Here is a 13383-nt window from a genome sequence, read left to right as displayed (position 1 = left end):
AGGATAATAGATGCGTGCAGTGGACCCTGTCCCCGCCCAAACCGCCGGCCACCCGGTCTGGCAACGCATCACCAGTCACCAATTCGGTCCCCCCGAAGCGGCGCTCTCCTTTTCCGCACGCCTGGCGCGCGAAAATGGATGGAGCGCCGCAACGGCGGAGCGGGTGATCGAGGAATATCGCCGCTTCGCCTTTCTCGCGGTCACCGGCGACGCGCCCGCGACCCCATCCGACGCGGTTGATCAGGCGTGGCACCTGCACCTGACCTATACCCGCGATTATTGGGAACACTTCTGCCCCGATGTGCTGGGTCGCGCGCTCCACCATGGCCCGACGGCGGGCGGGGCGGACGAGCATCGCCGCTATTACCGCCAATATGCCGAAACGCTCGCCCGGTACGAGGCCGCGTTTGGCGAGGCGCCCCCTTCCGACATCTGGCCTTCAGCCGCCCGACGGCTGAACGACGATCCCCGCGCGCGGCGGGTTCATCCGCGCGAGGCGGTCATTGTCCCGCGCTGGCAGGCGGCGCTCTACGCGTCGCTGCTGATCGCGATGACTGCGCTCGCGCTCCTGTTGTGGGTTCAGCGATGCTGAACCGCCGCACCGGCCCGCTCCCCCACCCGGCCACCCATGGGATACTGGCGTTGGGTGGCCGGGTGGGGGAGCGGGCCGGTGCCGAAACCGGTTCGGCAACGCCGAACCTTCAAAACGGAGTGACCTGATATGGGCCCGTTCGACTGGACCGGTGGTCCCTTTCTCCTGCTCTACATCACGCTGTTACTGATTGTGATCCTGCTGGGGATCATCATCCCCGCGCGGATGCGGCCCGAGGGGCGGCAGCGCCCCGTCACCGACCCGGAACAGCTTGCCTATCTCGCGGGCGGCAGCACCCGACTCGCCGACACCGTGACCGCGCGGCTGCTCGCGGCCAAGGCGCTGGTCGTCGGCGACAAGGGACGGCTCGACATCCTCTCGCGCAACGCAGCGACCGCCGCAGAGACCGGCATACTCGCGCTCAGCGCTCCGCTCGATTGGGCGCGGATCGAGCGCGCGGTGCGGCCGGAGGCGACGCGTATCCAGAGCGACCTGGAACGCGCCGGGCTGATGCTCGACCGGGGCGAGCGCGCCAATCTGCGCTATTGGGCGCTGCTGCCCTATGCGATGCTGCTGATGTTTGGCGCGACCAAGCTGGCGATCGGGGTCGACCGCGACCGCCCGGTCGGCTTCCTGATCGCGCTGCTGGTGGTGACGGCGATCCTGGCGCTGATCCGCGCTGGGACCATTGCCCGCCTGACCCGCGCCGGGACCGAGGCGCTGGCCACGGCGCGCAAGAACGCCGACCGCATCCGCCGCGCGCCGCAAACCGCTGAAACCGGGATTGCAGTCGCGCTGTTCGGCACTGCGGTGCTGGCGGGATCGGAACTCGACGCCTTCCACAAGCTGCGCGCGGGAAGCGGCGATGGCGGCAGCAGCGGCGGCGATTCGGGCAGCAGCGATGGCGGAGGTGATGGCGGCGGCGGTGGTTGTGGCGGCTGCGGAAGCTGAGCCGTCAAGCGAACGCCGGTGAGCTCTTTAGCTGCTGATACGCCGCGATCACCTTTTGCAGCGCGCCTTCATGGCTGCGGTCGCCGCCGTTGCGGTCGGGGTGATATTGGCGGACCAGATCGGAATAGCGGCGGCGCAGCGCGGTGCGGTCGGCATCGAGGTCGAGGTCGAGCGCCTTCAGCGCCTCACGGTCCTTTCCCGACAGCGGCTTGCCGTCCTTGCGCTCCTGCGGGCGGGCGGCACGGAAGCGTGCACCGATCGCGTCGAGCGGATCGGCAAAGTCGGCCCAGCGCGGCGGGCGGTCGGCACCGCCGGTCGCGGTGAAGGCGCGCGTTTCGGCTTCCCATCCGGCATAGGGCCGCTGTGCCGCATGGATTTCCTCCGGGCTCATCCCCGCGAAGAAATTGTAACGCGAATTAAACGCGCGGACATGGTCGAGGCACAGCCAGCGATAGGCACCCGGCCCGTCGCCGCTGCGCCCGGCCGGCCCGGCAGGCGCGCGGAACTCACCCGGTTCGGCGCAGCCCGGCTCCGCGCATAGCCGCCCCGGCGCCTCGACGCGGCCATGGAAACGGGCCTTGGGGCGATCTTTGGGGGCTTCGCGGGACACTCTGACTCCGGGGAAAAAACCGCCTATATAGGCGCGATGACCGACACTGCTACCGGCCCTGTTGCCGCCGAAATCACCGCCCGTCTCACCGCCGCGCTCGCTCCGTCGCGGCTGGACGTGATCAACGACAGCGCGAAGCATCGCGGCCATATGGGCGACGATGGCAGCGGCGAATCGCACTTCACCGTGGTGATCGAAAGCGCGGCGTTCGCCGGCAAGTCGCGGCTCGACCGCCAGCGGCTGGTCAACCGCGCGCTCGGCGACCTGATGACCGACCGCGTCCACGCCATGGCGATCCGCGCCACCGCCCCGGGGGAGCCCGCATGACCGACGACCTGTTCATCCACACCATCCACCCGACCACGCACGATCTGGGCGGGTTCAAGGTCCACCGCACCCTGCCCTCGCGCCCGCGCACCATGGTCGGGCCGTTCATCTTCTTCGACCAGATGGGCCCGGCGCATCTGGAGGTCGGGACGGGCATCGATGTGCGGCCGCATCCGCATATCAACCTTGCCACCGTCACCTATCTGTTCGCCGGCGCGATCGACCATCGCGACAGCCTGGGCACCTTTGCGACGATCGAGCCAGGCGCGGTCAATTTGATGACGGCGGGCAATGGTATCGTCCATTCGGAGCGCTCCCCCGCGACCGAGCGTGCCGCCGGGCCGGAGCTGTCGGGCATTCAGACCTGGCTCGCACTGCCCGAGCGGTTCGAGGAGATGGATCCGGCGTTCGAACATGTCGCCAAGGCCGACCTGCCGGTGATCGAGGACGGTGGCGTGAAGGCGCGGATCATCATGGGGTCGCTCTGGGGCGCGACCGCGCCGACCACGACCTATGCCGGGACGATCTATGCCGACATCGTGCTGGACCAGGGCGCATGTATCCCGGTCTATGCCGAGGCCGAGGAGCGCGCGGTATATCTGGCGATGGGGCAGGCGCGGCTGGATGGTGTCGAGCTGGAGCCACAGACGCTGTACGTGCTGCGCCCGGGCATCTCGGCACGGCTGAGTTCGATCGAGGGCGGCCGGGTGATGTTGTGCGGCGGCGATGCGTTCAGCACGCCGCGCCATGTGTGGTGGAATTTCGTCTCGTCCGACCGCGACCGGATCAATCAGGCCAAGGAAGACTGGAAGGCCGGGCTGTTCCCCAAGGTGCCGGGCGATGACAAGGAATTCATCCCGATCCCGGAGGTGCCCAAGACGGTGAGCTACCCCTGAGGCCTTGCCAGCCCGGCCATGCGCCCATACCCTTGCTTCGAAAAAATCGAATGGAGAGGGCCATGGCCGGATTTGAACTCAACCGAATCGCCCTGCCCACGGGCGTGGAACTCGATGTCGCCATTGCCGGCGACCCCGCCGCGCCTGCGATCATCCTGCTCCACGGCTTCCCCGAATCGCACCGCACCTGGCGGCACCAGATCCCGGAGCTGGCGCAGACCCATTTCGTCATCGCCCCGGATCAACGCGGTTTCGCCCGCTCGTCCAAGCCGGAGGGGGTCGAGAATTACACGCCCGACAAGCCGGTCGCCGACCTGCTCGCACTCGCCAGCCATTTCGACAAGGACCGCTTCGTGCTGGTCGGCCATGACTGGGGCGGGGCGATCGCGTGGATGGCGGCGCTGCAGCATCCCGACCGGGTCGAGCGGCTGATCATCGTCAACGCGCCGCACCCCTTCGTCTTTCAGAAGTCGCTCTATGACGACATGGATCAGCGCGCGGCGAGCCAGTATATCCGCGCTTTCCGCAACCCCGCGCTCGACGCACAGATTGCGGCGATGGGCGTCGATCGCTTTTTCGACACGACCTTCGCCAAGCACACCGACCCCGCATTGGTCGCGCCCGAACGCGCCGCATATATCGACGAGTGGAGCCAGCCCGGCGCGATGACGGCGATGCTCAACTGGTATCGGGCCAGCGCGATCGTGGTGCCCGCGATGGACGAGACGCCAGAGCGGCCCGCGTTCCTCGACGCCCCCTTCCCGCCGCTGCGCATGCCGGTGCTGGTGATCTGGGGCACGCGCGACACCGCGCTGCTGCCGGTCCAGCTAGAGGGGCTCGGCGCGCTGATCCCCGATCTGTCGATCGTACAGGTCGATGCGGGGCATTTCGTACCGTGGGAGAAGCCCCAGCCGGTGACCGACGCGATTCGGGAGTGGCTCAGGGCTTAGGCACCAGCGGTCGCCAGTCGCCGGTGAGCGGCGTGTCCCGCTCTGCCACGAACGGCGCGCCTGGCCCGTCCACCGCGATGCGCGCTTCCTGCGCCAGCGCCACGCGCAGCCGGTCGCGCCAGTGCGGGTGCGATGGCGACTGGAACATGCCGGAGCGCGCCTTTGCCACCGGATGCTGACGGAAGCGACTGGCGAGGTCGGCGGGATAGCCCGCGCGCGCCAGCAGATGCACCGCGAGCGTATCGGCCTGCAGCTCCACCTGCCGGAAAAAGCCCATGTTGCGGCCAAAGCCGGACAGCAGCCCGAACTCCGCCCCCACCGCCTTTAGCCGCTCGCGATGTCGCAGGATATTATGGGCCAGCTCATGCGCGATCGCGACCGCGACCAGCTCGGCGTCGAACGCGTCGTAATAGCCCGAGCTGATCCGCACCATCTCGCCATTGGCGCTGGCCTCAAGGGCTGATGTGACTGCCAGCTCATAGCGCGTGCGGCAGGCGGCAACCGGCTGGATCGTCAGCGTCAGCGGGGTGCCATCGCGCAACAGCTCGACGCGAATCGGCGCGGTCGGAGGCAGTGCGGCGACGCTGGCCCAGAAGGCGACGAGCCGGTCGGTGGATGGCGGGCCGTCGCCCTGCGGTGCGAATCGGACACCGCCGAATGCGATGATGCTGTCATCGGCACTCAATCCTGCCTGATCGGCGGGACTTCCCGGAACGATCGCGGCAACAGCGACCGGTCCCGCAAACCGGAAATGGCGGACGACAGCGGCGCGCGCCGCTGCAGGATATTGGTCCAGCGTGTGAATTTGCACGCCATGGCCTGGCTCATGCCGGTCGCAGAGTGGGGCATTGGCAGTGCTCAGGCGGAAACCCGTTGTGGCGACCCGCATGAATCCCGCGCGAAACCCCTCGAACAAGGCGGGGTCGGCGGTCACCTGTGCCCCGGCGGACGGGACGAACGCGACCAGCAGCATGGTCATCAACAAGTGGAACAGGCGGGATCCGCAACGCATGACCCCGCTTATGCCCGATCCCGAATCGGGTCAAAACCCTTGCCGCAGGAGATTCGCTTCGCTGTCGGTGCGTCACTCCACGTCGCAAAAAGGGACCGTGATACATGCGGCAGTGCGGCGAAAACCGTTGCTCCATCGCCACAATTGCTCGGGAATATCAGAATTCGACCCCCCAACAGAGTTGACGTCAGTGCCACAAAAACTTAACCCTTCCCGTGCAAAGGCCGTCTTGGCTGTTGCTCGGTTGATGTTTGTGGCGAGTGCGAAATCATTCGCCAGGATCTGGAACCGATCAATGACCATGGCGTTCTAGCCGTATCCGGAGTTGCTCAAATTAGGCGTTTTAGCCGGTTGAGCTGATCTTTCGGCTGTGGCATAGGGCACGCGCTACAACACTGCGTGAGAATAAGAAGAGGGAGCAATTTATGCGGTTGGCAAAGTTGATGATGGCCGTTGCGGCCTGCTCGCTTGCAACGACCCCGGCGCTGGCCGCGCCCCAGGCGTCGGTTTCGAATGCTGCTGTGGCGCCTGTTGCGACCCCGGCGGGTGAGTCGAACCTGCAGGATGGTGGTTTCCCCTTCCTGATCGTGTTCGTGGTGGTTGCGGTTGGCCTCGGCATCTATGCCGCGACCAGCGCGGACGACGAACCCACCAGCCCGTAAGCTGGTCGGCAAGACGAGTTTTTAAAATGGCGGCCTTCGGGTCGCCATTTTTTTTGCGCTGAAGCCCTTGATGGCTGGCGCAGTTATCGCGGCCGCTGGCGATCGACGTCTGCAGCGCGGCTGGTCGTCGCTGATACAATTTACGACATTCCGAATCGGATGCGCGCATGGCGATGCGGGCGGTAACGATCATCGCCGCCGGTCCGGTCCAGCGCATCGGGAACGAGACCTGGAGCCGTTTCAGAAAAGGTGAATCGGCGCCGGTCGGTTAACTGAAACCGATTCTAGCGAATCAGGCCGCGCGCAAATTCCAGCACCGCCGGGCCGATATCCGCACGCTCCAGCGCCAGCGCGAGATTGGCCTGCGCGTAACCGGCCTTGTCGCCACAGTCGTAGCGCGTCCCCTGGAACGTCACGCCGTGGAAGGGCTGGTCGCCGATCATCCGCGCCATCGCGTCGGTCAACTGGATCTCGCCACCCGCGCCCGCTTCCTGCGTCTCCAGCACGCGCATCACTTCGGGCTGAAGGATGTAGCGGCCGATCACCGCCAGGTTCGACGGTGCCGTCCCCGGCTTGGGCTTTTCGACCAGCCCATGCACCTGCGTCAGCGTGCCGTCGCGCGTCCCCGGCGTGATCACGCCATATTTGTCGGTCTGCGAATCGGGCACTTCCTGCGCACAGATCAGATTGCCGCCAACCTTGTTATACGCCTCGACCATCTGCTTCAGGCAGCCGGGCTGCCCCACCATGAAGTCATCGGCCAGCAGCACCGCGAACGGCTCGTCCCCGACGATGTCGCGCGCGCACCATACGGCGTGGCCCAGGCCCATCGGCTCCTGCTGGCGGACATAGGCGATCGAACCGGGCTTCAGCCGCGTGTCCTCGAGAATCTCGAGCGACTTGCCGCGCGCCGCCATTGTCGCTTCCAGCTCATAGGCGATGTCGAAATGGTCCTCGATCGCGGCCTTGCCGCGGCCGGTGACGAAGATCATCTGCTCGATCCCCGCCTCGATCGCCTCGTCCACCGCATATTGGATCAGCGGGCGATCGACGACCGGCAGCATCTCCTTGGGCATCGCCTTGGTGGCGGGCAGGAACCGGGTGCCAAGGCCCCCGACAGGGAAAACGGCTTTGCGCAGCTTCTTGATCGTCATGCTCAAATCTCCTGACGGGGCGAATAGCGGATCAGGGGCATAGAACAAGGGTGGGCTTTGGGTTAGGCGGCCCGCGAACCGCAAGGAAATGGATACCGATGAACGACCTCTCCGACCGCCGCGTCCTCGTTACCGGCTCTGCGGGCTTTATCGGGTTCCACACCTCCAGCCTGCTGCTTCAGTCGGGCGCGAAGGTGCTCGGCGTCGATAACTTCACCCCCTATTACGATCCCGCGCTCAAGGAACGCCGCAACGCGATCCTGTCCAACCACGCCAATTTCGAACTGGCGCGCATCTCGATCGAGGATGGGGCGGCGCTGACCGACGCGTGGACGGACTTTGCCCCCGACGCGGTGATCCACCTCGCCGCACAGGCCGGGGTGCGCTACAGCATCGATCATCCGGCGGACTATGTCGGCACCAATATCGTCGGCACCTTCAACCTGATGGAGCTGGCGCGGCATAACCCCGTCCGCCACTTCCTCGCCGCCTCGACCAGCTCGGTCTATGGCGCGAACACGGCGATGCCGTTTGACGAGCTGCAGCGGACGCAGACGCCGATGAGCCTTTATGCCGCGACCAAGGGCGCGACCGAGTTGATGGGGCACAGCTATGCCCATCTGTTCGGCATCCCGATGACCTTTTTCCGCTTCTTCACCGTCTATGGCCCGTGGGGCCGGCCCGACATGGCGCTGTTCAAGTTCGCCGACGCGATGCTGCGCGGCGAGCCGATCGACGTGTACAATAATGGCGAGATGGCGCGCGACTTCACCTATGTCGACGACCTCGTCCGGTCGATCGTCGATCTGGTGTCGGCGGTGCCGGGCAGCGATCCGGTCGGGCCGCATGACAGCCTGTCGCCCGCCGCGCCGTTCCGCGTGGTCAATATCGGCGGCGGCACGCCCACCCCGCTGATGGATTATATCGCCGCACTGGAAACGGCGTTGGGCATGACCGCGAAGAAGAATTTCCTGCCGATGCAGGCCGGCGACGTTCCCGCGACCGAAGCCTCGCCCGCCCTGCTCCGCGCGCTCACCGGGCGGGTGCCGACCACGCCGGTCGAACAGGGCGTCGCCGAGTTCGTCCGCTGGTACCGCGAGCATGTCGCGGCGGAGAAGGGCTGACCGAAAAATCCTCCCCCGCCAGGGGGAGGATTATTTGGTCACCCGCATGCTCCGCTCTTCGCCACCAGCTCGAGCACCGGCGCTGCCCATTCGCGGCGGCAGATGAGCAGGTCGGGGAGCGACAAATCGGCTTCGTTATAGCGGATCGGCGACCCGTCGATCCGCGAGACGTGCAGCCCAGCGGCGGCGGCGACCGCGGCTGGCGCGCAATTGTCCCATTGATATTGCCCGCCGGAGTGGAGGTAGATTTCCGCCTCCCCCAGCACCACCGCCATCGCCTTGGCCCCCGCCGATCCCATGCCGACCAATTCCGCCCCGATCGCCTCGGCCACCCCGGTACAGAGCTGCGTCGCGCGGGTTCGGCTGACCAGCATGCGCGGTGGCGTGGCGGCAGGAGGCAGTTCCGGCGGCTGCGCAGTGCAAAGGGTCACCCCGCGCCGGGGCAGCGCCACCGCGCCGACCGCTGCAACGCCGTCGATCGACAGGCCGATGTGCACCGCCCAATCGTCGCGCCCCTCACCGAACTCGCGCGTGCCGTCGAGCGGATCGACGATCCACACCCGCCGCGAGTCGAGCCGGGCGAGATCGTCGGCGGACTCCTCCGACAGGATCGGATCGTCCGGCCGCGCGGCGCGGAGCAGGTCGAGGATCAGCGCATTGGCCTCACGGTCCCCGCGCGCGCCGTCCGCGCCATCGTCCTGGATCGCGCGCAGCAGCGCTCCCGCGGCGTCCGCGACCTGGCGGGCGAGCGTGGCATCATCGACCATTGTCATAGCACCGGCGACCAGATGCCCAGCACATGTTCGACCACCAGATCGGCGGCGGCTTCGGGCGTCATGGCTTGCGTATCGATGCGAATCTCCGGGGTCATCGGGGCTTCATAGGGGCTGGAGATGCCGGTGAAATTGGCGATCTCACCCGCGCGCGCCTTTTTGTAGAGGCCCTTCACATCGCGGCGCTCGGCCTCTTCCAGCGGGGTGTCGACGAAAATCTCGAAGAACTCGCCCTCGGGCAGCATCCGCCGCACCAGCTCACGCTCGGCGCGGAAGGGCGAGATGAAGGCGGTGAGGACGATCAGCCCCGCGTCGCACATCAGCTTCGCCACTTCGCCCACGCGGCGGATATTCTCGATCCGGTCGGCGTCGCTGAAGCCCAGATCCTTGTTGAGGCCGTGGCGGACATTATCGCCGTCGAGCAGGAAGCTGTGCTTGCCGAGCGCGTGCAGCTTTTTCTCGACCAGATTGGCGATGGTCGACTTGCCCGAGCCCGACAGGCCGGTGAACCACAGCAATCGCGGATGCTGGCCCTTTTGCGCGGCATGCGCCTCACGCGTGATCTCCAGCGCCTGCCAATGCACATTCTGGGCGCGGCGCAGCGAGAAGTTGAGCATGCCCGCCGCGACCGTCGCGTTGGTCAGCTTGTCGATCAGGATGAAGCCGCCCAGATCGTGGCTGTCGGCATAGGGTTCGAACACGATCCCGCGGTCGGTGTAAACCTCCGCCACGCCGATATCGTTGAGGCTCAGCGTCTTCGCGCTCAGCTCGGCCATGGTGTTGACGCAGATCACATGGCGCGGCGGCTGAACCGTCGCACTCACCGTCTGCGTGCCGAGCTTGAGCCAATAGGCGCGGCCGGGGAGCAGATCCTCCTGATCCATCCACACGATCGTCGCCTGAAACTGGTCGGCAACCTCGGGCGGGGCATCGGCCGCGACAATCACGTCGCCGCGCGAGCAATCGACCTCGTCCGCCAAGGTCAGCGTCACCGACTGGTCGCGGCCCGCCTGCGCCAGATCGCCGTCATAGGTGACGATTCGCGCGACTTTGCTGGTGCGACCCGATGGCAGGATGCGCACCGCGTCACCCGGCTTGACCGATCCGCTGGCGATGGTGCCGGCGAACCCGCGGAAATCGAGGTTGGGGCGGTTGACCCACTGCACCGGCATGCGGAAGGGGCGCGCATCGCCCTCCCCGCCGACCGGGACGGTTTCGAGATGTTCGATCAGCGCCGGGCCGCCGTACCAGGGCGTGTTGTCGCTCGCGCTGGTGATGTTGTCGCCCTTGAACCCCGAAATCGGGATCGCGGTGAAGTCGGCAATGCCGATGCTGGCGGCAAAGGCGCGATAATCGGCGACGATGGCGTCGAACGTCGCGCGGTCATAGCCGACCAGGTCCATCTTGTTCACCGCCAGCACGATGTGGCGGATGCCGATCAGGTGCGCAAGGAAGCTGTGCCGCCGCGTTTGCGTGAGCACGCCCTTGCGCGCGTCGATCAGGATGACGGCGAGGTCGGCGGTCGACGCGCCGGTGACCATGTTGCGCGTATATTGCTCATGCCCCGGCGTGTCGGCGACGATGAACTTGCGCTTTTCGGTCGCGAAAAAGCGATAGGCGACGTCGATCGTGATCCCTTGCTCGCGCTCGGCGGCGAGGCCGTCGACGAGCAGGGCAAAGTCGATCTCCTGCCCTTGCGTTCCCACTCGCTTGCTGTCGGCTTCGAGCGCGGCGAGCTGATCCTCGAAGATCATCTTCGAATCATAGAGCAGCCGCCCGATCAGCGTCGACTTGCCGTCGTCCACCGACCCGCAGGTGATGAAGCGCAGCAGCGATTTCGACTGATGCTGTTCGAGATAGGCGGAAATGTCGGACGCGATGAGGGCGTCGGGGCGGTAGGAGGAGGTCATCAGAAATACCCCTCCTGCTTCTTCTTCTCCATCGACGCGGCCTGATCGTGATCGATCGCGCGCCCTTGCCGTTCGGAGGTCGTGGTCAGCAACATCTCCTGGATCACTTCGTCCAGCGTTGCCGCCGCGCTCTCGACCGCGCCGGTCAGCGGGTAGCAGCCGAGCGTGCGGAAGCGGATCGAGCGCATCACCGGCTCTTCCCCGTCGAGCGGAAAGCGGTCGTCATCGACCATCAGCGTGAGGCCCCCGCGCACCACCGTCGGGCGCGGCGCGGCGAAATAGAGGGGCACGATCTCGATCCCCTCGGCGCGAATGTACTGCCAGATGTCGAGTTCGGTCCAGTTGGACAGCGGGAAGGCGCGGATGCTCTCGCCCTTGGCCTTGCGCGCATTGTAGAGCCGCCACAATTCGGGGCGCTGCGCCTTGGGGTCCCAGCGATGGCTGGCCGAGCGGAAGCTGAACACGCGCTCTTTTGCCCGGCTCTTTTCCTCGTCGCGCCGCGCGCCGCCGAATGCCGCGTCGAAGCCGTACAGGTCGAGCGCCTGTTTCAGCCCCTCGGTCTTCCACATGTCGGTGTGGACGCCGCCATGGTCGAACGGGTTGATGCCGCGCGCCTTGGCCTCGGGGTTCTGATGGACCAGCAGCTCCATCCCCGCCTCACGCGCCGCGCGGTCGCGCAGGTCGTACATCGCGCGGAATTTCCACGTCGTATCGACATGGAGCAGCGGAAAGGGCGGCGGCGCGGGGAAGAAGGCCTTTTTGGCCAGATGCAGCATCACCGCGCTGTCCTTGCCGACCGAATAGAGCATCACTGGCCGCTCGGCCTCGGCAACCACTTCGCGCAGGATGTGGATGCTCTCGGCCTCCAGCCGGGCAAGATGTGTCAGGGAGTTCATAGGCGGTCATCTATGGATCACGTCCGCCGCCTGCGATCTAGTATTTGTTTAGACCGCCTCAGGCACGATGCGCGCCCTTGCGCGCTGCCATGGCGACGCCATTTTTGGGTCGCATGGCGCGCGCCACCTGTGCATAGGGCGGCCGGACTGCCGCGACGAAAGGGACTTCCAGCGTGCGTATTGCAATGATCGGCACCGGCTATGTCGGCCTGGTTTCCGGGGCGTGCTTTTCCGATTTCGGCCACGACGTGGTGTGCGTGGACAAGGACGCGCGCAAGATCGAGCTGCTGCACCAGAACGTCATGCCGATCTATGAGCCGGGCCTGGCCGAGCTTGTCGCGTCGAACGTCAAGGCCGGGCGCCTGTCCTTCACCACTGACCTGGCCGAAGGGGTCAAGGGCGCGGACGCGGTGTTCATCGCGGTCGGCACGCCCAGCCGTCGCGGCGACGGGCATGCCGACCTGTCCTATGTCTTTGCCGCAGCCGAAGAAATCGTGGCGGCGGTTGACGGCCCGACCGTGATCGTCACCAAATCGACCGTCCCGGTCGGCACGGGCGACGAGGTCGAGCGCATCGTCGCGCGGATCGCCCCGGACAAAGGCATCACGGTCGTCTCCAACCCCGAATTCCTGCGCGAAGGTGCTGCGATCAGCGACTTCAAGCGCCCCGACCGTGTTGTCGTCGGCAGCGAGGACGAGGGCGCGAGCCAGGTGATGCGCGACATCTACCGCCCGCTGTCGCTCAACCAGTCGGCCCCGGTGATGTTCACCGGCCGCCGCACCGCCGAGCTGATCAAATATGCCGCCAACGCCTTCCTCGCGGTCAAGATCACTTTCATCAACGAAATCGCGGACCTGTGCGAAGAGGTCGGCGCGGACGTGCAGGAAGTGTCGCGCGGCATCGGCATGGACAACCGCATCGGGCGCAAGTTCCTGAATGCCGGTCCGGGCTATGGCGGGTCGTGCTTCCCCAAGGACACGCTGGCGCTGCTCAAGACCGCCGACGACCATGAAACGCCGCTGCGCATCGTCGAGGCGACGGTGCAGGTCAATGACAGCCGCAAGCGCGCGATGGGGCGCAAGGTGATCAAGGCGATGGGCGGCGATGTGCGCGGCAAGACCGTCGCGATCCTGGGCCTGACCTTCAAGCCCAACACCGACGACATGCGCGACGCCCCCAGCCTGGCGGTCATCCAGACGCTGCAGGATGCGGGCGCAATCGTCCGCGCCTATGACCCCGAAGGCGTCGAACAGGCGCGTCCGCTGGTCAAGAATGTCGAATTCTGCCCCAGCCCCTATGCCGCGGCCGAGGGTTCCGATGCGCTGGTGATCGTGACCGAATGGGACGAGTTCCGCGCACTCGACCTTGGCAGGATGAAGAAGCTGCTCAACGCGCCGCTGCTGGTCGATCTGCGCAACATCTACCCCGCCGAAGAGGTGCAGCGCGCCGGGCTCAAGCTGGTGGGCGTGGGCAAGAAGGTAGATTGAGGCGATATCAACCCTCCCCCGCCAGGGGGAGGATTATTT

The 13383-nt window shown here is 66.3% G+C and carries 14 protein-coding genes; 8 read left to right on the top strand and 6 right to left on the bottom strand.

Features of this window, described 5'->3' with window-relative positions:
• Window positions 1-10: 10 nt before the first annotated feature.
• Together ACRYLO_RS00200 and ACRYLO_RS00195 are read left to right on the top strand one after the other, a co-directional pair.
• Window positions 11-592 (top strand): glycine-rich domain-containing protein, encoded by a 582-nt coding sequence (locus ACRYLO_RS00200; protein WP_482658340.1) that lies wholly within the window; start codon window positions 11-13, stop codon window positions 590-592.
• A gap of 129 nt (window positions 593-721) precedes the next feature.
• Entirely contained in the window at window positions 722-1543 is an 822-nt protein-coding gene (locus ACRYLO_RS00195) for a TIGR04222 domain-containing membrane protein (RefSeq protein WP_482658339.1), read from the top strand.
• Between the two features lie 4 nt (window positions 1544-1547).
• On the opposite strand, the gene ACRYLO_RS00190 is transcribed toward ACRYLO_RS00195, so the two are convergent.
• On the bottom strand, window positions 1548-2153 hold the full coding sequence (locus ACRYLO_RS00190; protein ID WP_482658338.1) for a J domain-containing protein: 606 nt from the start codon (window positions 2151-2153) through the stop codon (window positions 1548-1550).
• Window positions 2154-2189: 36 nt separating this feature from the next.
• Here ACRYLO_RS00190 and ACRYLO_RS00185 point away from each other — a divergent pair, with 36 nt between their 5' ends.
• The 3 genes from ACRYLO_RS00185 to ACRYLO_RS00175 all read left to right on the top strand — a co-directional run bounded on the left by ACRYLO_RS00185 (window position 2190) and on the right by ACRYLO_RS00175 (window position 4326).
• The gene (locus ACRYLO_RS00185; RefSeq protein WP_482658337.1) at window positions 2190-2480 is read left to right on the top strand and encodes a BolA family protein; all 291 of its coding nucleotides are present in this window, start codon (window positions 2190-2192) and stop codon (window positions 2478-2480) included.
• Window positions 2477-3376, top strand: a complete 900-nt coding sequence (locus ACRYLO_RS00180) for a pirin family protein (RefSeq protein ID WP_482658336.1) — start codon at window positions 2477-2479, stop codon at window positions 3374-3376. Before ACRYLO_RS00185 ends, ACRYLO_RS00180 begins: the two co-directional genes overlap by 4 nt.
• 62 nt (window positions 3377-3438) lie before the next feature.
• Window positions 3439-4326, top strand: coding sequence for an alpha/beta fold hydrolase (locus ACRYLO_RS00175; RefSeq protein WP_482658335.1), 888 nt, complete (start codon window positions 3439-3441; stop codon window positions 4324-4326).
• Here the strand turns inward: ACRYLO_RS00175 and ACRYLO_RS00170 are convergent.
• The gene (locus ACRYLO_RS00170) at window positions 4316-5338 is read right to left on the bottom strand and encodes a M48 family metallopeptidase (protein WP_482658334.1); all 1023 of its coding nucleotides are present in this window, start codon (window positions 5336-5338) and stop codon (window positions 4316-4318) included. The two genes, ACRYLO_RS00175 and ACRYLO_RS00170, sit on opposite strands and share 11 nt — an antisense overlap.
• Before the next feature lie 425 nt (window positions 5339-5763).
• Between ACRYLO_RS00170 and ACRYLO_RS00165 the strand changes: the two genes are divergently transcribed.
• The gene (locus ACRYLO_RS00165; RefSeq protein ID WP_482658333.1) at window positions 5764-6000 is read left to right on the top strand and encodes a hypothetical protein; all 237 of its coding nucleotides are present in this window, start codon (window positions 5764-5766) and stop codon (window positions 5998-6000) included.
• Window positions 6001-6284: 284 nt separating this feature from the next.
• On the opposite strand, the gene galU is transcribed toward ACRYLO_RS00165, so the two are convergent.
• On the bottom strand, window positions 6285-7154 hold the full coding sequence (gene galU, locus ACRYLO_RS00160; protein WP_482658332.1) for a UTP--glucose-1-phosphate uridylyltransferase GalU: 870 nt from the start codon (window positions 7152-7154) through the stop codon (window positions 6285-6287).
• 98 nt (window positions 7155-7252) lie between these two features.
• On the opposite strand from galU, the gene ACRYLO_RS00155 reads away from it, so the two are divergent.
• Window positions 7253-8278, top strand: coding sequence for an NAD-dependent epimerase/dehydratase family protein (locus ACRYLO_RS00155; RefSeq protein WP_482658331.1), 1026 nt, complete (start codon window positions 7253-7255; stop codon window positions 8276-8278).
• A 38-nt stretch (window positions 8279-8316) separates the two neighbouring features.
• Here ACRYLO_RS00155 and ACRYLO_RS00150 read toward each other — a convergent pair whose 3' ends face one another.
• From ACRYLO_RS00150 to cysD, 3 genes are read right to left on the bottom strand one after another with little or no spacing between them, the layout of a single operon-like run.
• Window positions 8317-9051, bottom strand: coding sequence for a 3'(2'),5'-bisphosphate nucleotidase CysQ (locus ACRYLO_RS00150; protein ID WP_482658330.1), 735 nt, complete (start codon window positions 9049-9051; stop codon window positions 8317-8319).
• Window positions 9048-10961: a sulfate adenylyltransferase subunit CysN gene (cysN, locus tag ACRYLO_RS00145; RefSeq protein ID WP_482658329.1), complete on the bottom strand. Its 1914-nt coding sequence runs from the start codon at window positions 10959-10961 to the stop codon at window positions 9048-9050. The genes ACRYLO_RS00150 and cysN overlap by 4 nt, the downstream gene beginning before the upstream one ends.
• Window positions 10961-11857, bottom strand: coding sequence for a sulfate adenylyltransferase subunit CysD (gene cysD, locus ACRYLO_RS00140; RefSeq protein ID WP_482658328.1), 897 nt, complete (start codon window positions 11855-11857; stop codon window positions 10961-10963). Before cysD ends, cysN begins: the two co-directional genes overlap by 1 nt.
• A gap of 173 nt (window positions 11858-12030) precedes the next feature.
• On the opposite strand from cysD, the gene ACRYLO_RS00135 reads away from it, so the two are divergent.
• Window positions 12031-13344 carry a UDP-glucose dehydrogenase family protein gene (locus ACRYLO_RS00135; RefSeq protein WP_482658327.1) on the top strand — a complete coding sequence of 438 codons (1314 nt, stop codon included), beginning with the start codon at window positions 12031-12033 and terminating at the stop codon, window positions 13342-13344.
• Window positions 13345-13383: the final 39 nt, after the last annotated feature.

Source organism: Sphingomonas sp. SDUR79 (genome assembly GCF_056821745.1).
The sequence above is the reverse complement of the archived record's forward strand: the minus strand, read 5'-3'. Positions and strand labels throughout refer to the sequence as shown.